Origin of the sequence: Amycolatopsis sp. NPDC051061, assembly GCF_040682935.1 — a bacterium.
GTDB lineage: Bacteria > Actinomycetota > Actinomycetes > Mycobacteriales > Pseudonocardiaceae > Amycolatopsis.
The window spans coordinates 74400-96118 of sequence record NZ_JBFBBZ010000014.1 but is presented as its reverse complement, the minus strand read 5'-3'; the positions used below and the strand labels follow the sequence as shown (position 1 = coordinate 96118).

23 protein-coding genes and 1 pseudogene are annotated in these 21719 nt (G+C 71.4%); 9 read left to right on the top strand and 15 right to left on the bottom strand.

Annotated elements, in window-relative coordinates; all coding sequences use genetic code 11:
- The first annotated feature begins 13 nt into the window (after positions 1-13).
- Positions 14-790: a GNAT family N-acetyltransferase gene (locus AB0N03_RS20620; protein ID WP_364373847.1), complete on the top strand. Its 777-nt coding sequence runs from the start codon at positions 14-16 to the stop codon at positions 788-790.
- Positions 780-1001, top strand: coding sequence for a translation initiation factor IF-1 (gene infA, locus AB0N03_RS20615; protein ID WP_364373844.1), 222 nt, complete (start codon positions 780-782; stop codon positions 999-1001). Before AB0N03_RS20620 ends, infA begins: the two co-directional genes overlap by 11 nt.
- 44 nt (positions 1002-1045) lie before the next feature.
- Here the strand turns inward: infA and AB0N03_RS20610 are convergent, their stop codons facing one another.
- From AB0N03_RS20610 to AB0N03_RS20585, 6 genes are read right to left on the bottom strand one after another with little or no spacing between them, the layout of a single operon-like run.
- Positions 1046-2506, bottom strand: a complete 1461-nt coding sequence (locus tag AB0N03_RS20610) for a UbiD family decarboxylase (protein WP_364373841.1) — start codon at positions 2504-2506, stop codon at positions 1046-1048.
- On the bottom strand, positions 2503-3273 hold the full coding sequence (locus AB0N03_RS20605; protein WP_364373838.1) for an alpha/beta fold hydrolase: 771 nt from the start codon (positions 3271-3273) through the stop codon (positions 2503-2505). The genes AB0N03_RS20610 and AB0N03_RS20605 overlap by 4 nt, the downstream gene beginning before the upstream one ends.
- On the bottom strand, positions 3270-3749 hold the full coding sequence (locus tag AB0N03_RS20600) for a (2Fe-2S)-binding protein (RefSeq protein ID WP_364373835.1): 480 nt from the start codon (positions 3747-3749) through the stop codon (positions 3270-3272). Before AB0N03_RS20600 ends, AB0N03_RS20605 begins: the two co-directional genes overlap by 4 nt.
- Positions 3746-6070: a xanthine dehydrogenase family protein molybdopterin-binding subunit gene (locus AB0N03_RS20595; protein WP_364373833.1), complete on the bottom strand. Its 2325-nt coding sequence runs from the start codon at positions 6068-6070 to the stop codon at positions 3746-3748. The genes AB0N03_RS20600 and AB0N03_RS20595 overlap by 4 nt, the downstream gene beginning before the upstream one ends.
- Positions 6027-6911, bottom strand: a complete 885-nt coding sequence (locus AB0N03_RS20590; protein WP_364373830.1) for an FAD binding domain-containing protein — start codon at positions 6909-6911, stop codon at positions 6027-6029. Before AB0N03_RS20590 ends, AB0N03_RS20595 begins: the two co-directional genes overlap by 44 nt.
- Complete coding sequence (locus AB0N03_RS20585; RefSeq protein WP_364373827.1) at positions 6911-7492, bottom strand: SRPBCC domain-containing protein; 582 nt, start codon at positions 7490-7492, stop codon at positions 6911-6913. The genes AB0N03_RS20590 and AB0N03_RS20585 overlap by 1 nt, the downstream gene beginning before the upstream one ends.
- 126 nt (positions 7493-7618) lie before the next feature.
- Here AB0N03_RS20585 and AB0N03_RS20580 point away from each other — a divergent pair, with 126 nt between their 5' ends.
- From AB0N03_RS20580 to AB0N03_RS20565, 4 genes are all read left to right on the top strand, one after another.
- The gene (locus AB0N03_RS20580) at positions 7619-8383 is read left to right on the top strand and encodes an IclR family transcriptional regulator (RefSeq protein WP_364373824.1); all 765 of its coding nucleotides are present in this window, start codon (positions 7619-7621) and stop codon (positions 8381-8383) included.
- Positions 8384-8706: 323 nt separating this feature from the next.
- The gene (locus AB0N03_RS20575) at positions 8707-10029 is read left to right on the top strand and encodes an MFS transporter (RefSeq protein ID WP_364373821.1); all 1323 of its coding nucleotides are present in this window, start codon (positions 8707-8709) and stop codon (positions 10027-10029) included.
- Between the two features lie 75 nt (positions 10030-10104).
- Entirely contained in the window at positions 10105-11361 is a 1257-nt protein-coding gene (locus tag AB0N03_RS20570; protein WP_364373818.1) for an MFS transporter, read from the top strand.
- Positions 11358-11963 carry a UbiX family flavin prenyltransferase gene (locus tag AB0N03_RS20565; RefSeq protein WP_364373815.1) on the top strand — a complete coding sequence of 202 codons (606 nt, stop codon included), beginning with the start codon at positions 11358-11360 and terminating at the stop codon, positions 11961-11963. Before AB0N03_RS20570 ends, AB0N03_RS20565 begins: the two co-directional genes overlap by 4 nt.
- On the opposite strand, the gene AB0N03_RS20560 is transcribed toward AB0N03_RS20565, so the two are convergent.
- The gene (locus tag AB0N03_RS20560) at positions 11926-12288 is read right to left on the bottom strand and encodes a VOC family protein (RefSeq protein WP_364373812.1); all 363 of its coding nucleotides are present in this window, start codon (positions 12286-12288) and stop codon (positions 11926-11928) included. The two genes, AB0N03_RS20565 and AB0N03_RS20560, sit on opposite strands and share 38 nt — an antisense overlap.
- 77 nt (positions 12289-12365) lie before the next feature.
- A complete protein-coding gene (locus tag AB0N03_RS20555; protein WP_364373809.1) occupies positions 12366-13253 on the bottom strand; it encodes a LysR family transcriptional regulator in 888 nt (295 codons plus the stop codon).
- A 73-nt stretch (positions 13254-13326) separates the two neighbouring features.
- On the opposite strand from AB0N03_RS20555, the gene dapA reads away from it, so the two are divergent.
- The 3 genes from dapA (at position 13327) to glmS (ending at position 16405) form a co-directional block, all read left to right on the top strand.
- Positions 13327-14172 carry a 4-hydroxy-tetrahydrodipicolinate synthase gene (gene dapA / locus AB0N03_RS20550; RefSeq protein WP_364373806.1) on the top strand — a complete coding sequence of 282 codons (846 nt, stop codon included), beginning with the start codon at positions 13327-13329 and terminating at the stop codon, positions 14170-14172.
- 98 nt (positions 14173-14270) lie between these two features.
- Positions 14271-14543 (top strand): hypothetical protein, encoded by a 273-nt coding sequence (locus tag AB0N03_RS20545; RefSeq protein ID WP_286002783.1) that lies wholly within the window; start codon positions 14271-14273, stop codon positions 14541-14543.
- Between the two features lie 38 nt (positions 14544-14581).
- Positions 14582-16405: a glutamine--fructose-6-phosphate transaminase (isomerizing) gene (glmS, locus tag AB0N03_RS20540; RefSeq protein WP_364373802.1), complete on the top strand. Its 1824-nt coding sequence runs from the start codon at positions 14582-14584 to the stop codon at positions 16403-16405.
- Positions 16406-16408: 3 nt separating this feature from the next.
- Here glmS and AB0N03_RS20535 read toward each other — a convergent pair whose 3' ends face one another.
- The 7 genes and pseudogenes from AB0N03_RS20535 to AB0N03_RS20505 form a co-directional block, all read right to left on the bottom strand.
- Positions 16409-17818, bottom strand: coding sequence for a BNR repeat-containing protein (locus AB0N03_RS20535; protein WP_364373799.1), 1410 nt, complete (start codon positions 17816-17818; stop codon positions 16409-16411).
- A 75-nt stretch (positions 17819-17893) separates the two neighbouring features.
- The gene (locus AB0N03_RS20530; protein ID WP_364373796.1) at positions 17894-18079 is read right to left on the bottom strand and encodes a hypothetical protein; all 186 of its coding nucleotides are present in this window, start codon (positions 18077-18079) and stop codon (positions 17894-17896) included.
- 149 nt (positions 18080-18228) lie between these two features.
- A pseudogene (locus AB0N03_RS20525) lies at positions 18229-18975 on the bottom strand (NAD(P)/FAD-dependent oxidoreductase); the annotation flags it as partial.
- Positions 18976-19061: 86 nt separating this feature from the next.
- Positions 19062-19262 carry a ferredoxin gene (locus AB0N03_RS20520; RefSeq protein ID WP_364373793.1) on the bottom strand — a complete coding sequence of 67 codons (201 nt, stop codon included), beginning with the start codon at positions 19260-19262 and terminating at the stop codon, positions 19062-19064.
- The gene (locus AB0N03_RS20515; RefSeq protein ID WP_364373790.1) at positions 19259-19915 is read right to left on the bottom strand and encodes a TetR family transcriptional regulator; all 657 of its coding nucleotides are present in this window, start codon (positions 19913-19915) and stop codon (positions 19259-19261) included. The genes AB0N03_RS20520 and AB0N03_RS20515 overlap by 4 nt, the downstream gene beginning before the upstream one ends.
- Entirely contained in the window at positions 19912-21111 is a 1200-nt protein-coding gene (locus AB0N03_RS20510) for a cytochrome P450 (RefSeq protein WP_364373787.1), read from the bottom strand. The genes AB0N03_RS20515 and AB0N03_RS20510 overlap by 4 nt, the downstream gene beginning before the upstream one ends.
- A gap of 174 nt (positions 21112-21285) precedes the next feature.
- Positions 21286-21717 (bottom strand): pyridoxamine 5'-phosphate oxidase family protein, encoded by a 432-nt coding sequence (locus AB0N03_RS20505; protein ID WP_364373784.1) that lies wholly within the window; start codon positions 21715-21717, stop codon positions 21286-21288.
- Between the last annotated feature and the right edge of the window lie 2 nt (positions 21718-21719).

The window sequence follows — 21719 nt, the reverse complement described above, 5'->3', positions numbered from 1 at the left end:
AAGGTACGAACCCATGGAAACTTTCCTCTCGGGCGAGCCCGCGGTGGTGATCACGCGGGTCGCGCCGCGGCTCTGGCACGCGCTGGACGACGACCGGGTGGCCGGCCGCGGCGAAGCATCGACGCGCCCCGACGGGCGGATGTTCCTCAGCATCGACGCCTGGCACCGATCGGTCTTCGACCAGCTCGCCGACGCGATGCTGGCGGATCTTCCCGCCCCACTCCACACGATCGTCGACGAGGCCGACACCGAGCTGGTGGCCGGCTGGGAACGAGCCGGCTTCACGACCCGGCGTCGCGAGTGGGAGTACTTCGTGCCCACTGACGCCGGCCCGGCGCTCCCGCCGCCGGGCGTGACGATCGTGCCCCGCGGCTCGGCTTCGGAGGGCCCGCTGCGGGAGCTGGACCGCGTGGTCCGCGCCGAAGTCGAGGCTTCGGTCGGCTGGCCGGAGATGCCGGCCGAGGTGCTGCCGCACCCGCCCGGGGACACCGTCGTGGACCCGGCGTTGTACGCGGCCGCGGCCGCGGGGGGCGAGTACGTGGGGCTGGTCCGGGTGGTCCAGGTGGCCCGGCTGCCCCGGATCGGCCTGATCGCGGTCCGCGCGGACCACCGGCGCCGGGGCATCGCCCGCGCGCTGCTGGCCGACGTGCTGGGTGCCCTGCGCGATGCGGGAATCCCCACGGCCTCGGCCGAAGTGAACGAAGCCGACCCGGCGGCGACGGCGTTGTTCGAGGGCCTCGGCGCCCGGCGGGCGAGCAGCAACCTGGAGCTGGTGCGCCATGGCGGGTAAGGGCGGCATCGAAGTCGAGGGCACCGTGCTCGAGTGCCTGCGCAACGCCACGTTCAAGGTGGAGCTGCCGAACGGGCACCAGGTGCTGGCGCACATCAGCGGGAAGATCCGCAAGAACTACATCAAGATCCTGCCGTACGACCGGGTGCTGGTGGAGCTGAGCCCGTACGACCTCGCCCGGGGCCGGATCCTGTTCCGCTACCGGTCCTAGCCGCCGGAGGTCGTGAGTGGGAAACCGGGTCAGGACCCTGTTTCTCACTCACGACCGGCCGCGGCAGCCAGCTCCGCCCGCCATTTCCGCTCGATCTCCCGCAGGAACTCCGGATCGCTCTCCGCCACCCGCGGAAAGGACTCCAGCCGCTCGTAAGGACGGCAAGCGTCGATGATCGCGCGGCTGTTGAACGGCGGTTCGCCCTCCACCGACAGCGGGTCCAGCTTGCTGCCCCACGTCCGCTTCATCACCTCGATGTCCTGAGAAGGGTCGCTGCGGGTCGACATCGCCCAGATGACCTGGTCGAGGTCCGCCGGGTCGATGTCGTCGTCCACCACCACGACGTAGCGGTTCATGTACGCCGCCGCCGGGCATTGCGCGGTCAGGTACGCCACCTGGCGCGCGTGCCCCGCGTACCGCTGCTTCAGCGACACCGCGATGAACAACCGCCCGCCGCCGGATTCGTGGGCCCACGCCTTGACCACGCCCGGGACGCCCGATGCGGCCAGCTCGTCCTGGATCATCGCCGACTTCATCACCGTGCGCATGTACGAATAGTCGTGCGGCGGCTTGCCCGGCGGGGCACCGAGCAGGATCGGGTCGTCGCGGTGGTACAGCCGCGTGATCTCCACGGCGAGGTTCGGCCGGCGGCGGCCCGAGTAGTACCCGGTCCACTCCCCGAACGGCCCTTCCTCGCGCAGGTGGTCCGGCCGCAGCCAGCCCTCGATCGCCAGCTCGCTGCCCGCCGGGATCGGCAGGCCGGTGTCCGGCCCGGGGACCACCGGGACGCGCTCGCCCAGCACCGCCCCGGCGTACTCGAGTTCCGAGATCCCGTGCGGGACCTCCGTGCCGCCCAACACGAGCAGCAGTGGGTCGTGTCCGAAGGAGACAGTCACCGGCGCGCGGCCCTCGCGTTCGAACCAGCGGCGGATGTTCTGGTCGCCGTGCTTGCCCGGCACCACCGCGAGAGTGACACTGCGGCCCTCGTCGGCCACCTCCATCCGGTAGCAGCCTCCATTGTGGACGCCGGTGTCCGGGTCGCTGGTGACGACGAAGCAGCCCGTCCCGATGAACCGGCCGCCGTCGTGGGCGTGCCACCGCGGCACCGGGAACCTCAGCAGGTCCACCTGGTCGCCGGGGACCTCGTTGGCCAGCAAGGGCGCGTCCTCGACCGGCCGCACCGGGAACTCCCGGGCCGACGCCGCCCAGCGCGACGGCTTCCCGCGCAGGGCCTCGACCACGCCGACGTCGTCGAGGTCGTCGCCCAGGCGCAGGGTCCGCCCGAACCGCCGCGGCGAGCCCGTGCTGCCGGTGAGCACCCGCATCCCGGCCGGGTAGCCGGCGATGTCGTCGAACAGCACCGCCGGCGACCCGGGCAGCCGGTAGCTCAGCTCCGCGATCCCGCCGATTTCGAGGTCCCAGTGCGCGCCCCGCACGGTGCGCAGCTCGCCGAACCCGGCGACGGCGTCGAGGTGCGAACGCAGGCTCAGCAGGGGTTCCGTCACGACTCGTCCCCGGCGAAGTGCGCGGCGACGACCGGCCACAGGTCGGGCCATTCCAGCAGGCTCAAGTGCCGCGCACGGTCGAGCACCTGGAGGCGCGCGCCCGTGATCCCGGCCGCCAGCTCACGAGACATCTCCGGCGGCGTCGCGTAATCTTCGGCGCCGACCAGGACCAGCGTCTCGGCCTGGACGTCGCCGAGCCGGTCGCGCGCGTCCAGCGTGCCGAGGGCCCGGCACGCGGCCGCGTGGGCCTTCGAGTCCGTCGCGACGAAGATGTCACACACCCGCTGGACTTCATCGGGATGCGAAGCGCGGAAGGCGTCGGCGAACCACCGGTCCCGCTGGAACTCCAGCTGGGCGACGCGGTCCAGGCCGAGTGCGCGCTCGGCCCGCTGCGCCCATTCGGCGACGCTGTCCGGGCCGTACCACGCGGTCGCGTCGGCGAGCACGAGCCGGTGCACGAGGTCCGGCCGCGTCGCGGCCAGGGTCAACGCGGTGCTGCCGCCCATCGACAGTCCGATGACGTCCGCCGGGCCGGCGCCGAAGTCCTCGATGACGGCGGCCGCGTCGGCGGCCATGTCGTCCACGGTGAACTCCGCACCGTCCCAAGAGGACTCGCCGTGCCCGCGCGCGTCGAGAGCGAGGACCTGCTGCCGCTGACCGAGGTGCTCGGCGACCGGGTCCCAGACCGCGCCACTGAGGGCCAGGGGGTGCAGCAGCACGACGGGACGGCCGTGGGTCCCGGTGCGGTGGACGTGCAGCTCTTTCACGCGCTCTTCCTTCCCTCGCGGGCTTCGCGGCGGGCGGCCGCGGCTTTGATCGCGGTGCGGATCTCGCCGTAGGTGCCGCAGCGGCAGATGTTGCCCTCCAGGTGCTCGGTGACGTCGTCGTCGGTCGGCCGCGGGTTCTCCGCCAGGAGCTCGTGCGTCATCAGCACGAATCCGGGGATGCAGTAGCCGCACTGCATCGCGCGGGCCGCGACGAACTCCTCGACGACCTCGTCGTCGTCCGGGAGGCCGTCGGCCGTCGTGATCTCGGCCTCGTCGTACCGCGCGGCGCGGGTCAGGCAGCTCGACACGCTGGTGCCGCCGGCGAGCACCGTGCAGGCCCCGCACGCGCCGACACCGCAGCCTTCGCGCGCGCTCGTCACGCCGAACTCGCGGCGCAGCACGTCGAGCAGCAGCTCGTCGTCGGCGACGGCCAGGCGGCGGCGCCGGCCGTTGACGGTCAGCTGGATCTCCCTCATGACTGCTCCTGCTCGGTGATCGCGGTGAGGATCCGTTCCGGGGTGAGCGGCAGTTCGGTCAGCCGGACGCCGGTCGCGTCGCGCACGGCGTTGGCGATCGCCGGCGCGAGGGGGATGATCGCGGTCTCCCCGACCCCCTTGGCCCCGAAGGGTCCGGTCCGATGTGGACTCTCGATGACGATCGGCGTCAGCTTGTCCGGCATGTCCTTGATGGACGGCAGCTGGTAGTCCAGCAGGGTGCCGTTGACGATCTGGCCCTCGTCGAACACGAGCTGGTCGAACAGCGCGTGCCCGACGCCCATGATCGCCGCGCCGGAGAGCTGCTGTTCGACCATGGCCGGGTTGATCGCGCGGCCGACGTCGCCGGCGACCGCGAGGTGCTCGATGTGCACGCGCCCGGTGGCGGTGTCCACGGTCAGCTGGACGGCGGCCGCGCCGGCGAACCAGTGCTCGGTGACCTGCGGCGACTGCCCGGTCTCGTGGTCGTAGGGCTGCCACGACGTGCTGAAGTTCGCCTCCGCGGTGAGCGTGGTGCCCCGCGCGCCGAAGTGGGCGAGCAGCAGGTCCGGGACGCTGACCGTGGCCTGGCTCTGGGCGCTGACCAGTCCGTCGCCGGTGATCTTGATATCGGTCGCCTCGACGTCGAAGTGCTTCGCCGCGAGCGCGGTCAGCTTGTCCCGCATGGATTCCGCGGCGAGCCGCACGGCGTTGCCCGTGTGGTAGGTCGAGCGCGAGCCCGCGGTGATCGTGTCGTACGGCGTGACGTCGGTGTCCGCGCCGATGACGCGCACCCGGCCCTCGCCGAGGCACAGCACCTCGGCGGCGATCTGCGCCATGATCGTGTCGCTGCCCTGTCCCATGTCGACGGTGCTGATCAGCACGGTCGCCGAGCCGTCCTGGTTGAGCTGCACGGTGGCGTTGGAGATCGTCGGGGTCAGCACGGCCTTGATCCCGACCGCCACCCCGCGCCCGCGCACGAACCGGCCCTCCGCGGGCGGCAGCGGATCGGACCAGCCGATGGCTTCGGTGACGGCGTCGAGGCAGCCGACGAAGTCCGCGCTGTGCATCGGCGTGCCGACGGGCGCGATGTCGCCTTCCCGCAGCAGGTTGCGCCGCCGGAACACGGCCGGATCTTCGCCGCGTTCGCGCGCGAGCTCGTCCACAAGGGACTCGTGGGACCACGTCACCTGCGGTACGCCGAAGCCGCGGAACGGCCCGGCGGACGGCTTGTTCGTGTAGACGCAGCGGGAGCGCACGCGCACGTTGTCCACTTTGTACGGTCCGGTGGCGACCATGCCGGACTTGGCCGTGATGCGCGGCCCGACGTCGGCGTAGGCACCGGTGTCGTACCGGACGTCGGCGGTGGCGGCGACGATCCGGCCGTCCTCGCCGGCGGTCATGCTGCCGGAGACAGCCGCGCCGTGGCGCGTGGTGAGCAGGAACGCCTCTTCCCGCGTGGCGGTGATGCGCACGGGCTTGCGCTGCGTCCAGGCCAGGGCCGCGACCAGCGGCTCCAGCCGGTCGTACATCTTGGCGCCGAAGCTGCCGCCGAGCGGCGCGGTCCGCACCCGCACGCGGTTGAGCGGCAGGTCGAGCAGGTCGGCGAGGCTTTGCCGGACGTACGACGGCGTCTGCGTCGTCGCGAGCAGCTCGACCCGGTCGCCCTCGGGCCACGCGGCCGCGTACGGCAGCTCGATCGGCACGTGGTGGGTCGGCGGCGCCCAGAACTCGGCGGTCACCGTCGTCCCGTCGACGGCGTCCGGGTCGCCGCGGCGGAGGTTGAACTCGTAGTTCACGTTGGTGTCGCGCTTGCCGCGCAGGTGCTTGAGATCGCCGAACACCGCCGACGGCCGGAGCTCCTCGTGCACGAAAGAGGTTCCGGTGATGGCGTCGTCGACGTCGTGTACCGGGTCCAGTTCGTCGTACTCGACCTGGATCTCCTCGGCCGCGTGCCGGGCCTGCGCGACGCTGTGCGCGAGGACGGCCGCGACGGGCTCGCCGACGTAACGCACCTTGCCCACGGCCAGGCACGGCTGATCGGAGAACGCGGGGCCGGTCATCATCCGCTCGCCGAGCAGGGCGAACAGGTCCGCGCCGGTGACGACCGCGACGACACCCTCGGCCGCGAGCGCCCGGGAGGTGTCGACCGACACGATCCGCGCGTGCGGCCGGGTGCTGCGGTGGACGGCGACGTCGAGGCACGGCCGGACGGGTTCTTCGGCGGCGTACCGGAACTCCCCGCGGACCTTGGCCCGACCGTCGGTGCGCGCCCACCGCTCACCGACGGCGGCGCCGGCCGAGGAACGGGATCCGTCGCTCATCGTCATGCTCCTTCCAGGAACCACGCACGGCTTCTTCGACGGCCACCAGGCCGAGCCGGGTCTTGTAAGCGCTTCCCCCGCGCACGTCCGGGAGGGGGTCGATCAGCGGCCCGGCGACTTCCTTCGCCGTGGCCACGACTTCGTCGGCCGGGGTGTCGCCGGCCAGCTCGAACTGGGTGAACACCGGCACGTGGGCCAGCGCGCCGAGCCCGAGCCGGACCTGACGGCGGCCGCGGGAGGCGGGCACCACCAGCGCGGCGGCGGACGCGGCCGGCCAGTCGTTGACCGCGAGGCTCGACAGCTTGGCGAAGTGCGCGCCCGCGTCTTCGGGCTGCCGCGGGATCTCGACAGCCGTGATGATCTCGCCGGGCGCCAGTGCCGTCTGCTGGAAGTCGACGAAGAACTCCCGCGCGGGCACGGTCCGCTTCCCCCTCGACGACGTCAGCTCGACGCGCGCGTCGAGCACCATCAGGGCGGTCGGCGGGTCGAGCCGGTAGTCGCCGTGCGCGAGGTTGCCGCCGACGCTCGCGGTGTTGCGGACGCGGGGGTTGGCGACGCGGCCGTAGACGTCGGCGGCCAGCGGCGCGAGCTCCCGCACGAGCGGGCTGGTCTCCATCTGCCGCAGGGTGACCAGCGGGCCGGCGCGCAGGCCGTCCTTGGTGCGGGTGATCTCGCCCAGGCCCGGGACCGCACCGATGTCGACCAAGTCGGAGGCGAAGAGCACGCCCTGCTTGAGCAGGATCTGGACGGCGGTGCCGCCGCCGTAGACCATCGCGTCCTCGCCGGCCGCCATGATCGAGCAGGCTTCGCCGAGCGTGTCCGGGTAGTGGTAGACCGGCATCAGCTCTTCTTCCCGAACAGGCGGGCGAGCAGGCGGCGCCACCACGAGACGCGCTCGGGCGCTTCGGCCGGTGCCGACGGGCCGTTCCTCCGTTCGAGGACCCTGCGCAGCCCGGGGTTGTCCGGCCCCGGCGGGCCGGCGGCGCAGATTTCGGAGAAGGCCGCGACGAACTCCTTCTCGACCTCCTGCGAGCGGCGCCGCACGAGCGACTCGCCGAGCCGGCCGATCCGGCCCCAGATCGCCACGTCCAGGCTGTAGTCCACTTTGGACGCGTCCGGGCCGTCGGGCTGGACGCCGAGCCGCGCGTCGATCTTGATGGAGCTGCCGAGCTTGTGGTCCTCGCCCTTGAGCAGCGCCCGCACGAGTTCCGGCTCGTTCAGTTCGGTGATCTCCGCGGAGAACCCGGCGCTGAACCGGACGTGGGCGATCTCGTTCACCAGCCGGCCGCGGTAGTGCGCGGCGTCGGCCCGGTCCAGCTCGGTGCAGCCGGGCACGCTGACCCGCATCGAGTCGGGATCGAGGAAGTGCGCGAACACGCGATCGTGCCCGGCGGGGACGAGGAAGGAGGATCCGAGCTTCATGTGACCACCAAATCGGAAGACCGCCATAGAGGACTAGGTGTCTGATATAGAGGACATTAACACGAGCCTGGCGACACGCAAACCCGCTCGGCTACCGTGCGCGAAGAAGAACGACGAGGGGCGAGGATGACGAGCGACGTACCAGCGGTGCTGAGCGCCGTGCGGCTCCTGGAGCGGATCGCCCGGGACTGGCCGGAACCGGTGGCCTCCGGGGTGCTGATCGAGGAACTCGGTCTCAACCGCAGCACCTGCTACAACATCCTCGGTACCCTGCAGCGCGCCGGCTGGACCACCAGCCGCGACGGCTGGTCGCTCGGCCCGCGGGTGCTCGCGATGGCCCGCCTCTCCGAAGACTGGCTGACGGAAATCGTGCAGCAGGAACTCGACGCGCTCAACCAGCGGATCAACTTCGTCGCGTTCGCCGTGCAGCCGCACGGGAAGGGCGCGTACTCGGTACTGGCCAAGGGTGACCGCGGCAAGGGCGTGCGGATCACCGTCGGCATCGGCGACACGTTCCCGTTCTCCGCGCCGGCGATCATGCGCGCGTTCCACGCCTGGTCCGGGCCGGCCGAGGTGGACCGGCTGGTCGAGCAGTTCGGCGTCGAGGAGTTCACCTCCGCCACGGTCACCGCGCCCGGCGAGCTGCGCGCCGTCCTGGACCACACCCGCGAGCGCGGGTACGCCGAGAGCATCCGCGAGTACGACCTCGGCCAGTCCGGCGTGGCGGCGCCGGTGTTCGACGCCCAGGGCCACGTCTGCCTGGTCGTGTGCTCGCTGGCGTTCGCTTCGGAGCTCAACGAGTCCAATGTGGAGCACTACGGTGAGCTGATCCGCGACTGCGGGCTGCGCATCACCGAGCGCACCGGCGGCACTGCGAAGACCGCGGACTGAGACCTTCCCGCCCGCGATGCCATGAACGACTCTTTCAGGTCGTCCGACGACATGAACGACCCTTTCATGCCATCCGGCGCCGCGGTGTCCACAGTGGATCACGTCTTCACTCACACCGCACGTGCGCCATAAAGTCGCGCTTCATTCCGCTGATGCGGCGAGAATCTGCGAATACTCTCGCTGATGCGGAACAACGGTGGTCCGAGCGTCCGGAACGTTCCTTGACCTCGCCCGCCGGCTCGCTTACGGTTCCGCATGCAGGACTCGATGTCCTAGATAGAGGACAAGACTTCCGGCCCACGGCGGCCCGGAGAGGAGATCCCGTGTCCGAGGTCGCGCTCGCCCGGAAACCGTGGGCCAAGACGCTGAACCGCATGCAGTGGCGGTCCCTGTTCGCCGCGAACCTCGGCTGGCTCTTCGACGGCTTCGAGACCTACGCGCTCATCCTGACCGCGAGTCTCGTCCTGAGGACACTCGAGCCCACCGCGCCCGCGACGCAGGTGGCGTTCCTGACCGGCGCCACGATCGCCGTCACGCTGCTCGGCTGGGGCTTCGGCGGAATCGTCGGCGGGGTGTTCGCCGACTACTTCGGCCGCCGCAAAGCCCTCCTGACGTCGATGGTGCTGTACGCGGCGTTCACCGGCCTCACCGCGGTTTCGTGGTCGTGGACGTCGTTCCTCGTCCTGCGGTTCATCACCGGCTTCGCGCTCGGCTCGGAATGGGGCACCGGCACGTCGCTGGTCGCCGAAACCTGGCCGGCGCACGCCCGCGCCAAGGCCGCCGGCCTCATGCAGTGCGGGCTCGGCCTGGGGTTCTTCCTCGCCTCGGCCTGTTGGTACTTCATCGCGCCGCTGGGATCGGACTCCTGGCGGTACATGTTCCTCATCGGCGTGCTGCCGGCGCTGTTCGCGTTGTGGTTGCGCCGCAAGGTGCCCGAGTCCGACCAGTGGACCAGCGCCCACCGACGCCGCCGGGAGCTGAAGGAGCGCGGCGGCGAGCTGACCGCCCACGAAAAGTCGTTCACCCGGCTGACCCTGCGCCAGATCATGGTCGATCCCAAACTGCGCAGGCTGACCATCCTCGGTTCGCTGATGTCCCTGGTCACCACCCTCGGCTGGTGGGGCATCTCGACGTGGGTCCCCGCCTACGTCGCCTCGCGCGCCGCCGGCGCCGGGCATTCGGCGACGGCGTGGGCCAGCGGCGCCGGGATGATCTACAACGCCGGCGCGATCGCCGGGTACATCGCCTTCGGCTTCATCGCCGACCGCGTCGGCCGGAAACCCGCGGTGCTGCTGTACTTCGCGGCCTCGCTGATCCTCACGCCGGTGCTGTTCCTGTGGACGCACAGCCTCGGCCTGATCGTGGTCGTGCTCGTCGTCAACGGGTTCTTCACGCTCGGCCAGTACACGTGGATGCCGGTGTGGCTGCCCGAGTTCTACCCCACCCACCTGCGCGCCACCGGCGCGGCGTTCGTGTTCAACGCCGCGCGGTTCATCGCCTTCCTCGGCCCGCTCACCGCCGGCGCGATCATCTCGAAGCTCGGCGGGTACGGCGTCGCCGCGACCGCCGTCGGGTCGATCTACGTGCTGGGACTGGTCGTCGCCCCGTTCTGCCCCGAGACCCGGGGCCAAAAACTGCCTGACTGATCCCCGCGAAAGGGAAACTCCTTGTCGACCCTGCAGACGCCCACCGGCACCGGTGGGCTCACCCCCGTGCGCTCAATGACCGCCCGCATCCTGTTCTTCGCGTTCCTCGGCACGCTCTTCGACGGCGCCGAGCTCAACCTGGTCGGCTACCCGCTGTCCTACCTCGCGGAAAGCTTCCACGTCAGCACCATCCAGATCATCCAGGTCGCCACCCTGCAGGGGTTCGCCTCGATCGCGGGCGGGATCCTGTGCGGCTGGCTCGGCGACCTCTACGGCAGGCGGTGGACCTACACCGGGTCCGTGCTGGCGTTCGGCGTCGCCGCGCTGCTCGGCGGGCTCGCGCCGACCTACTTCCTGTTCCTGCTGACCCGGTTGCTCGCTGGCGTCGGGATGGGCGGGCTGTTCGGGCTGTCGTTCTCGATGTTCGCCGAGTGCTGGAAGACGCGCAAGCGCGGCATGATGGGCGGCTCGATCCAGGCGATGTACTTCGTCGGCCAGATCCTGACCGAAGGCGTGGTGTACGTCTGCCTCGTCGAGTTCGGCGAAGACCGCGGCTGGCGCACGGGGTACGTCCTGATCGGCGTCACGACGCTGGTGATCGGCATCGCCGCGGCCGTGCTGCTGCCGGAGTCCGAGCAGTGGCTGGTGTACCAGCGCGAACTGAAAGCGGGCCGGGTGCCCGAAAAGCTGCGCCGCACGAAGGTGCCGCTGCTGGACGTGTTCCGCGGCGGGTACGCGGCCGGCACGATCCTGTTCATGGGGCTGGCGACGGCATTGTTCCTCACCACGAACTCGCTCATCTCGTACCTTTCGACGTTCCTGATCAAGGTCGAGAAGGTGCCGCTGGGCACCGCGAGCCTGATCGTCCTCTTGGGACTGGTCGTCACCGGGCTCACCTATCCCCTGGCGGGAATCCTCTCGGACGTCCTGAAACGCAAGTGGTCGATGTTCGCGTCGGCGTTGTTCGGCGTGCTCGGGTTCGGCTGGTTCCTCAGCCTCGTCCTGAGCGGCTCGGCGAAGATCGGCACGGACTTCTGGACGTACCCGACGTTCTGGGCGCTGATGATGTGCGCCGGCGGCAGCGGCGGGTTCGGCGTGCTCGGCATCTGGATGGCCGAGTTCTTCCCGACGCGCGTCCGGTCGAGCGGTTCGAACCTCAGCTACTACGCCGGCCGCGGGTTCGGCGCCGGCCTCTTCCCGCTGGTCGCGCTGTCGCTCGCGGGCACGGTGCCGCTCGCGCTGGCGCTCGGCATCGTCGGCCCGGTGGCCGCGGCGGTCCTCGCGGTCGTGGCACCGGACAAGACCGGACGGCGCATCGAGGCGATCGAATGATCTCTCGCAGGGTGGTCGTCGCGATCACGGGCGCCAGCGGCGCCGCGTACGGCGTGCGGATCCTGGAGCTGCTGGCGTACCGGCCGGACGTCGAGGTGCACCTGGTGCTGTCGAAGGCCGGCGCGGTGACCGTGCGGCACGAATGCGGGCTTTCCCCGGCGGACCTGGGCAAGCTCGTGACGGTGCACCACCGGCCGGGCGAGATCGGCGCGTCCATCGCGTCGGGCTCGTTCCCGGTGGACGCGATGCTGGTGGCGCCGTGCTCGATCAAGACACTGTCGGCGATCGCGTGGAGCTACACCGACGACCTGGTCAGCCGGGCGGCGGACGTGTGTCTCAAGGAAGGGCGCCCGCTGCTGCTGATGGTGCGCGAAACGCCGTTGCACCTCGGGCACCTGCGGGCGATGACCGCGGCCGCCGAAGCGGGCGCGATCATCGCCCCACCGGTTCCGGCGTTCTACCCGCACCCGGCGACGGTGGACGACCTCGTGGACCACACGGCCCGGCGAGCGTTGGCGCGCGCCGGGTTGCGGGAGCTGGCTCCCCCGGCGTGGCAAGGAGATCTCAGCCGCGAGGGCTCCGGTCCGCGAACTCGACCGTGAAGCCGTCCGGGTCCCGCAGCTGCAGCTGCCGTTCGAAGCCGCGGTCGCGGGGCGGGCCCTGGACCGGCACCCCACGGGCGACGAAGTCCGCGTACAGCTCGTCGAGGTCGTCGGCCAGCAGCTCGACCTGGACGAACTGGCGCAGCCGGTCGGCCTCGCGCGAGACGACGGCGCCGAGCTCCAGCAGCCCGAGCGTCCCGCTTTCCAGGCGCAGCAACACGAACCGGCCGTTGCGGACTTCGGTCGTGAACCCGAGTGACTCGTAGAAGGGGACCGAACGGCCCAGGTCGGTGACGGGCAGGCTCATCCCGGCGAACGTGATCAAGGCGCACTCCTTCGGCTCAGTGCGCCAAAGGGGGTGCCGGGCGGGCGTTCCGACGCCGCACCCGCTCGCCGGCCAGCCTAGCCGAACTCCGCGAGCAGTGCCCGGATCGCCGGGCTGGCGTCCGCACTGCGCCGCCACGCCGCGTGGACTTCCCGCTTGGGCTGCCATCGCACCGGACGCGCGATCAGGTCCTCCCCCAGCGGCGGCCGCGCCAGGCGCGGGATCAGCGCGATCACCTCGCCCGAAGCGACCAGGGCCAGCTGCGTCGCGAAGTCGTCGACCAGGTGGCGGACGTCCGGCTCCTCCGGCGCGTCCGCGAACAGGCGCCGGAACCACTGGTGGCACACGGTTCCCGGCGGGCTGGTCACCCACGCGTGGCCCGCGAGATCGAGGCGGCCGAGCGGTTCGGTGGCCGACGCGAGCGGGTGCGACCGGCTGAGCACCACGTCGCCGACGTCGGTGTGCAGCAGCCGCCGCGTCAGCGACGGCGGGTGCGCGGCGGGCAGCCCGTCGGCGTCGTGGACGAGGGCGAGGTCGGCCGTTCCGGCGTCGACGCTGTGCAGCGCTTCCTCGGGGTCCTGCTCGGTGAGGTGGACGCGCAAGCCGGGACAGCGCACGGACAATCCGCGCAGCAGCGGCGCGAGCAGGCCGCGGATGGCGGTCGAGAACGCCACCACCCGGAGCGTGCCGCGCGGCGCGCCCTCCGAGACCGACCGGGCCGCTTCGGCGCACCGCTCCAGCGCCTGGAACACCTCCGGCGCCGAGTCGACGATCGCCTGCCCGGCCGGCGTCAGCACGACCCCGCGGCCCGCCGGCGCGAGCACCGGCACCCCGACCTGACGCTCCAGCCGCTTGATCTGCTGCGACACCGCCGAGGACGTGAACCCCAGTTCTTCGGCCGCGCGCGCCAGCGTCCCGAGCGCCGCCACCGACCGCAACGCGCGCAGCGCACCGACCTCGACCATCAAGCCAGATTACGCGGTATCGGCAAGAAACCATCGCTGGACCGCAGCAGTCGCGCCGGGCAGGCTTCGAGCCATGACCGACTTCGGCACCAACCTCGTCGCGATGGTGACCCCCATGCGGCCCGGTGGGACGCTCAGCGAACCCGGCCTCGCAAGCCTCGTCGAGCACCTGCTGGCCACCGGGTGCGACGGTCTCGTCGTCGGCGGGACCACCGGCGAGTCCCCCACCCTGACCGAGCCCGAAGCGGCCGGGCTCGTCCGGAGCGTCGTGACACGGGCCGGGAGCCGGGCCCGCGTGATCGCCGGCGTCGGCACCTACGACACGGCCGCGAGCGTCCGCCGGGCCCGCGAAGCCGAGGCGGCGGGCGCGGACGGGCTGCTGCTCGTCTGCCCCTACTATTCGCGCCCGACGCAGGCCGGGGTGATCGCCCACTGCCTGGCGGTGGCCGACGCGACCGAGCTGCCGGTGATGCTCTACGACGTCCCGGCGCGGGCCGGCATCGCGATGACGCCGGAGACGCTGGCCGAGCTGGCCGCCCACCCGCGGATCCGGGCGGTCAAGGACGCCAAGGGCGACCTGTTCGAGGCGATGACGGTGATGGCCCGCACGTCGCTGGCGTACTACTGCGGCATCGACGAGCTGAACCTGCCGTACTTGGCGTGCGGCGCGGCGGGGGTGGTGAGCGTCGTGGCCAACCTGGCGGCGGATCGCACGGCGGGCCTCATCGCCGCCGTCCGCCGCGGTGATCTGGAATCGGCTCGCGAGATCCAGGCTTCGCTGCTTCCGTTGGTGGAAGCCATCATGCGCTCCGGCCCCGGGGCGGTGACGGCCAAGGCGGCGCTGGCCGAGCTGGGAGTCATCCCGCACGCGACGGTGCGGCTGCCGCTGGTCGAGGACAACGACCGGCGGTCTTCCTGAAGCACACTCTCCCCCTCGACCCAACCCCTAAAGCTGTCCAACGACTAAAGCTTGCCCGATTTCGGGCAAGAATTTGAAGTTCGCGACATCGGCAGGGCATGATGGCCGACGTAGAGGACACCGACATCGTCGAGCGCGTCGCCGCGTCCACCGGGTTGCCGCCCGGGGTCGCCGCACGCGTCGTCGACGACGTCCTGGCCTTCTACCGGACACCCACCGAGCAGTACGTGCGCCGCAGGCACGCCGAGCTGCAGGCCGAAGGCCGGAAGAACCCCGAGATCTTCCCGCTGATCGCCGCCGAGCTCCGGGGCCGGCTCGTGGCCGCCCCCGACCTGTCCGAGCGCCAGCTGCGCCGCATCGTCTACGGCTGAGAGAGCCACGACTCAGCCCCGGGAAGAAGAGGTTCGCCATGTGCGGGATCGTCGGCTACATCGGCGGCCAGAACGCCGCCCCCATCCTCCTCGAAGGCCTGACCCGGCTCGAGTACCGCGGGTACGACTCCGCGGGTATCGCCGTGCTCGGCCCCAAGGACACCGCGCAGGTCCACCGCGTCGTCGGCCGGGTCCGCAACCTCGCCGCCGCGCTGCCCAAGCGCCTCGCCGGGAAGGTCGGCATCGGCCACACGCGGTGGGCCACGCACGGCCCCGCGTCGGAGGACAACGCGCACCCGCACACCTCGGAGGACGGCCGGATCTCCGTCGTCCACAACGGCATCATCGACAACGCCGACGCGCTGCGGGCCCAGCTCGCCGACGCCGGCGTCAAGCTCACCTCCGAGACCGACACCGAGGTCCTCGCCCACCTGATCGCGCGCTCCACCGCGGACACCCTCGAAGACGCCGTCGTCGAAGGGGTCTCGCGGATCACCGGCACGTACGCGATCGCCGTCACCGACTCCGCGCACCCGGACCGGCTGGTGATCGCACGCAACGGCTCGCCGCTGATCATCGGGGTCGGCGAGCGCGAGATGTTCGTCGCCAGCGACCTCGCCGCGCTGGTCCGGCACACCTCGCAGGTCGCGCACCTCGACGACGGCGAGTTCGCGACGGTCTTCGCGACCGGCTACCGGACCTTCACCGTCGACGAGAGCGACACGACCAAGCCCGCCACCGAGATCGACATCGCCGCCGAAGACCTCGACCTCGGCGGCTTCCCGCACTACATGGCCAAGGAGATCCAGGAGCAGCCCGAGTCCGTGGAGCGGATGATCCGCGGCCGGCTGGACCACCGCTTCGGCGTCGCCCGCCTCGACGGGCTCAACCTGACGCCCCGCGAGCTGCGCGGGTTCAGCCGCGTGAAGATCCTCGGCTGCGGCTCCGCCTACTACGTCGGGCAGATCGGCGCGACGATGATCGAGGAGCTGGCTCGCATCCCGGCCGACGCCGAAGCCGCGTCCGAGTTCCGCTACCGCAACCCGATCATCGAAGCCGACACGCTCTACATCGCGGTCAGCCAGTCCGGCGAGACGATCGACACCGCGTTCGCCGTCGAGGAGATCAAGCGCAAGGGCGGCCGAGTCGTCGGCCTCGTCAACGTCGTCGGCTCGACCATCGCCCGCGCCTGCGACGGCGGCGTCTACCTGCACGCCGGCCCGGAGATCGCGGTCGCCTCGACGAAGGCGCTGACGAACATGGCCGTCGGGTTCGCGCTGATCGCGCTGTCGCTCGGCCGGGTGCGCGATCTGTCCAATGCGGACGGACAGCGGATCATCGCCGCGATCCGCGCGCTGCCGGACCAGATCCGGACGGTCCTGGCCGCCGAGGCGGAGATCGCCGAGCACGCGAAGACCGCGGCGGCCGCGAACAGCCTGTTCTTCATCGGCCGCGTCCGCGGTTTCCCGGTGGCTCGCGAAGGCGCGCAGAAGTTCAAGGAGATCTCCTACCGCCACGCCGAGGCGTACCAGACCTCCGAGCTCAAGCACGGCCCGCTCGCGCTGATCGACGAGTCGCTCCCGACCGTCGCAATCGTGCCCGCCGACGAGCTGGCCGACCGCAACCTGGCCGCGATGCAGCAGATCCGGGCCCGCGGCGGGGCGGTCCTGGCGATCACGCACGACGACGTCGACTTCGGCGAGCTCGACGTCCCGCGCATCGTGGTGCCCCGGACCGAGCCGGAGCTCGACCCGATCCTGCTGACCCTCCCGCTGCAGCTGCTCGCCTACCACGCCGCGCTCACCTTGGGCTACGACATCGACAAGCCGCGAAACCTCGCGAAGTCCGTCACGGTCGAGTGAGCCTCAGCCGAGGCGGAAGTCGGCCACCCGGATCGGCGACGGCGTCGTTCCGGTGGAGACCTGCTGGTACATAACGGAAATCACGCCGGTGGCGGCGAGGCGCGAGTCGTCGACGTCGACCTCGCCGAATGCTTGCAGATCCGGGCTGTACACCGTCTTCCAGTCGGTCCACCCGCTCGCCTTCGACGCCGCGACGATCCGGCCGTACGGCATCACGAGGTAGGCGTTGTCGGCGCGGTCGAACACCAGCTTCGTGCGCTGGGTGGACTCGGGTGACACCGGCACCTCGCGCTTGGTCCAGCTGCCGTCGGTGGCCCGGCTGAGGAAGAACGTCCGGCCGTACTGCTTGCGCTGCGCGGAATAGTTCGTGACGCACTGGGTGAACCGGCCGGGCACGTAGCTGATCACAACGTGCGGCTGCCCCGCCGAGTCGACGGCCTGGCTCTCCTGGTTCATCAGCCCGTGGTCCACGCCGAGCGGGTCGACGACCGTGCCCGGCGAACCCACCGCGACCGGCGTGCCGCCCGTCGTCGCGACGACCGTGCCCGCGTTGGTCCGCCAGGTGCGGCCGCGGTCGTCGCTGTAGACGTAGCCGGTGTCGTGGTTGGCGAGCCCGCCGGCGTTGCACAGCACGCCGGTGTTGCCCTCGCGCCAGGTGAACGCGGCGTGCAGCCGGCCGCCGGGGCCGTAGGTGATGCCGTGCAGGTACATGTTGCGCGTCGTGCTGGTCACGCCGTTCCCGGACGTCCACGAGCCGGTCGCCGACGTCCACTTCCCGAGCTTGCGCCAGGTGCCGGCGCTGTACTCGGCGAGCTCGTCGACGCCGTTGCCGGACGCGCCGGTCCGGTAGCTCAGCTGCAGCCGCCGCTCCGGCGTGACCACGAACCGGGGGTAGGTGATCGCGCCGAGGTCGACGCCGTTCAGCGTGCGCTGCACCGGGCCGAAGGCGGCCGGCGTCCAGGCGTGCGAAGCGGGCGCGGACAGCAGGCCCGCAACCGATTCGGTGTAGAAGACCTGGTTGCCGTGGGTGTCCATGGCCACGTGCAGCCGGCCGTCCTCCGGGGAGACGCCCATCGAGATCACGTTGTGCGAATCGTCGACGGTCAGCTTGTGCGGCAGCACGAGGGTCTGCCACGCGCCCGTCCCGGCGCGCCGGGCGAGCACCGCGCCGCGGTCCGCGGTGTACCAGGCCGCGTACTGGTAGCCGGCGTAGCTGAAGATGCCGCTCTGCTGGAAGGAGTCGTTGTTCACCAGCCCGTCGTAGGAGACGAAGTACAGCGCGGCCGGGTCCAGCTGCGTGTCCCCGATCTTCGTCACGGAGACGGCGGCTTCCGCCGGTGCGGCGGGCACTAGCGAGAGGGCGGCGACCGCCAGCACGCCGAGGATCCGCGAAAGCGTTCTCTTCGTCGCCATGACTCCCCTTTCCGCGATGTTAACGTGAACAGGGTCGCCCTCGGCCCGGCCGCCGTCAACCGGCGAATGGGGGTTTCAGGCTTTTCCGGCGAGGACCGCGCCGGCGACCTCCGGCCGGCGCAGCCGGGCCTGCTTGGGCATGTTCCAGCCGAGCACGCCGGTGACCTCGCCGCCCCGGCGGTACTGCGCGACGAACCGGCCCGCGCGCACGCCACCTTCCACAATGGACACTTCGGCGTCCGCGGAGAGCGTCCCGTGCACGTGGATCCGCGCGTCGAACTGGTTGGTCCAGAGTACGGCACCGGCGTGTACGGCCGGTCCTCGCCGAGGATGTTCCCCGCGACGGCGACCCCCTGCTCGGTCGCGTTGGTCCGGTTCTCCAGACGCAGCAGCACGTCGAGACCTTCGTGGTGCCAGCAGGCGACGTCGCCGGCCGCGTAGATGCCGCCCGCCGCGCGGCACCGGGAGTCGCACACGACGCCGTTGTCGCACAGCACCCCGCTGCCCGCCAGCCAGTCCGTCGCCGGCGTGGCGCCGAACGCCACCACGACGACGTCGGCGGGCAGATCTTCACCCGTCGCCAAGCGAACGCCGGCGACCCGTCCATCCCGTGAGGACAGTCCGGTGACCGCCGCACCGAGTCGCAAGTGGACACCGCGGGCGGCGTGCAGCTCGGCGAGCAACCCCGCGACCAGGGGTCCGAACTGGTAGGCGAGCGGCGCGGGTTGCGGCCCGGCCAGCGTCACCGGAACGCCCCGGACCGCACACGGTCGCCGCGATCTCCGCGCCGAGCACGCCGTCGCCGACGACCACCACCCGCTTGTCCGGTGTCAGCTCCGCCCGCAGCGCCAGTGCGTCGTCGAGCGTGCGCAGGACGTGACGCCCGCGAGCCGGTCCTGGCCCGGCAGGGTGCGCGGGCGCAGGCCGGTGGCGAGCACGACGGCGTCCGCGGTCAGGGCGCGCCCGCTCTCCGTGTGGACGGTCCGCGCGCGGGCGTCCAGCCGCACCGCCGGGTCGCCGAGCACGAACTCGGCGTCCGATGCGGACAGTGCGTCCGGCGTGCGCAGGCTCGCCTGCTCCGGTGTCCAGCTCCCGGCGAGGACCTGTTTGGACAGCGGCGGCCGGTCGTAGGGCAGGTGCGCCTCGGCTCCCAGCACGGTCACGCGGTCCTCGTAGCCCTTGCGGCGCAACGCTTCCACCGTGGCGAGCGCTTAGCCACGCTGCGCGCCGACGACGAGGACCGTCACGCGTCCTCGCTCACCGAGATCGCGACGCCGGGGCACACACTCGCGGCCTCCCGGACGATCGCGTGGTGCGCTTCGCCCGGGGTCTCGTCGAGCAGGATCACGATGCCGTCGTCGTCGCGCTGGTCGAACACGTCCGGCGCGAGCATCACGCAGGTGCCGGCGCCGCAGCACTTGTCTTCGTCCACAGTGACCTTCATGGTCGTTCCTTTCCTCGGTGGGGGTGGGTCACGGGTGCGCGCCAGAGGCCGACCAGTGCGTCGGTCAGGCCGGTGGCGGCTTCGCGCCAGCTGGCTCGCGGGGTGTCGCCGCCTTCGGCCACCGCGCGTTCGCGCTCGGCCATCGTGTGGATCAGCAGCTGACGGGTCATGGCGTTGCGTTCGGCGCGGACCTCGGCGGGCAGCTCGGGCAGGCACCGGCTCAGCCCGTCGACGGTCCGCGCCAGCGACGGCGACGACAGCGTCTCCACCGCGACGGCCGACCGCAGCGACGGCTCGGTCATCACCTGCGCGGTGAACCGGGCGAACCAGCTCGGCCGGCCCGCCGCGGCCAGGTACTCGGTGGACGGGTGCACCAGGCACGCGACCCAGTCGCGCAGGTCCGCGCCGTCATCGAGGCCGGCCAGCATGCGCGCCCTCAGCTCCTCGACCCGCTCGGAATGCCGGCGGGCGATGGCCCGGACGAGGTCGGCCCGGGTGCCGAAGTGGTAGCCGACGGCGGTGTTGTTGCCCTGCCCGGCGGCCTCGCTGATCTGCCGGTTCGACACGGCCAGCACGCCGTGTTCGGCGTAGAGGCGTTCCGCCGCCGTCAGGATCGCCTCCCGCGTCGCGTGCGCCCGGGCAGGAGCGGTCACCACCGGACGGGCAGTTCCCGCAGACCGCCGACGGCGAGCCCTTCGACGCGGCGCAGTTCGTCCGCCGGGACGGCGAGCTCGAGCGAAGGCAGCTTGCGCAGCAGGACTTCCAGGACGACCTGCAGCTCGGTGCGGGCCAGCGGCTGCCCGAGGCACGCGTGCGCCCCGGCCCCGAAGGACAGGTGCGGGTTCGGGCTGCGGCCCAGGTCCATCTCGGCGGCGTTGTCGAACGCGCCTTCGTCGCGGTTGGCGGCGGCCATGCTGCACATCGCGGTGGTGCCGCCGGGCAAGACGGTGCCGGCGACCTCGAAGTCGTCGGTGAAGTAGCGCATCATGCCGACGCCCGCGTTGGCGTCGAGGCGCAGCGACTCCTCGACGGCGCTGCGCACCAGCGCCGGGTCGGCCAGCAGCCGTTCCCACCGGCTCCGGTCGGCGAGCAGCATCGCGACCATCTTGGCGATCATGTTGGCGGTGGTCTCGTGGCCGGCGATCAGCAGGCCGATGCCGGTGGCGATCAGCATGGGGTCGGGCCAGCCCTCGGGCAGCAACGCGCTGAGGATGTCCTCGCCGGGTTCGGCGCGCTTGGCGGCGATGAGCCCGCCCATGTACCGGCCGAACTCCTGCTGCGCGGCGTCGAACTCGGCTTGGGTGTAGCGGGTCATGCTGAGCATGACGTCCGACCAGTGCGCGAACCGGTCGCGGTCGGAGTCCGGCACGCCGAGCATGTCGCAGATGACCCAGACGGGCAGCGGGAAGGCGAGCCCGGCCTTGAGGTCCCCGGGCGCGCCCTTGGCGACGAGGTCGTCGATGAGCTGCTCGGCCATCGCCGCCATGCCGGGTCGCAGCGCGTTCATCCGCTTGGCGGTGAACCACTTCCCGAGGGTGCGGCGCCAGGTGAGGTGGGCCTCGCCGTGCTGCGGGAGGACGGTCGCCATCTCGCTGTTGAAGACTCCGCCGGACTCGGTGTCGGCGACGCGGGCGGCGTTGTCGGCCGGCGTGGGCCGGGTCCACCGCGGATCGGAGAGCACGCTCTTGACGTCGTCGTACCGGGTGATCAGGGCGGCTTCGTCCCCGCTGGCCAGCCGCACGTGCGCGACCGGGCACTTCTCGCGGAACTCGGCCCATTCGGACGGCGGCGCCAGCGCGGTCCCGGCGTGGAACGGGAAGCGCGGCAGATCGGTGTGGCTTTGCGTCATCGCGGGCTCCTCGTGGGTGAATGTCCCCTCTCACCGAGCATGGCCAAGGACCGTCATTACGTCAAGCGCTTGACTTAATTACAGGACCGACCGCCCCAATGTGGCCTTGGTTGCGCTCAACGCACCCAAGGGGCCCTTCGGTGCGTTCAACGCACCGAAGGCCACATTGGGGCGCTACTCGCGCTCGACCTTGCGGAGCCCGCCCTCGGGCGTCCACCACTCCACGACCAGCAGCGTCGCCTCAGGGTTCAGGTGGGTGTGGACCACCTCGGCGACGTCCACGCGGAAGCCGTCCCCTTCGAGAACCGCCCGGCCGGAGATCTTCGCCTCCCCCGGCCAGTCGGCTTCCGAGCCGTCGACCGGGTCGACCGTCGCACTGTGCAGGGCCAGCCTCGGGTCCCGCTTCAGGTCAGCGCCCTTGCGGGCGTCCGGCATCGAGCCGAACGTCAGCTCGCCGCCGGTGAACTTCGTCTCGATGCCGGAGATCCGCGGTGACCCGTCGGCCCGCAGGGTCGCGAGGGTCTTGTGCTTGTGCGCGTCGAACAGCCCCTGCACGCGCTGAGCGAACTCCGGTTCCGCCGCCTCGAACTCACGCCACGCCGTCATGC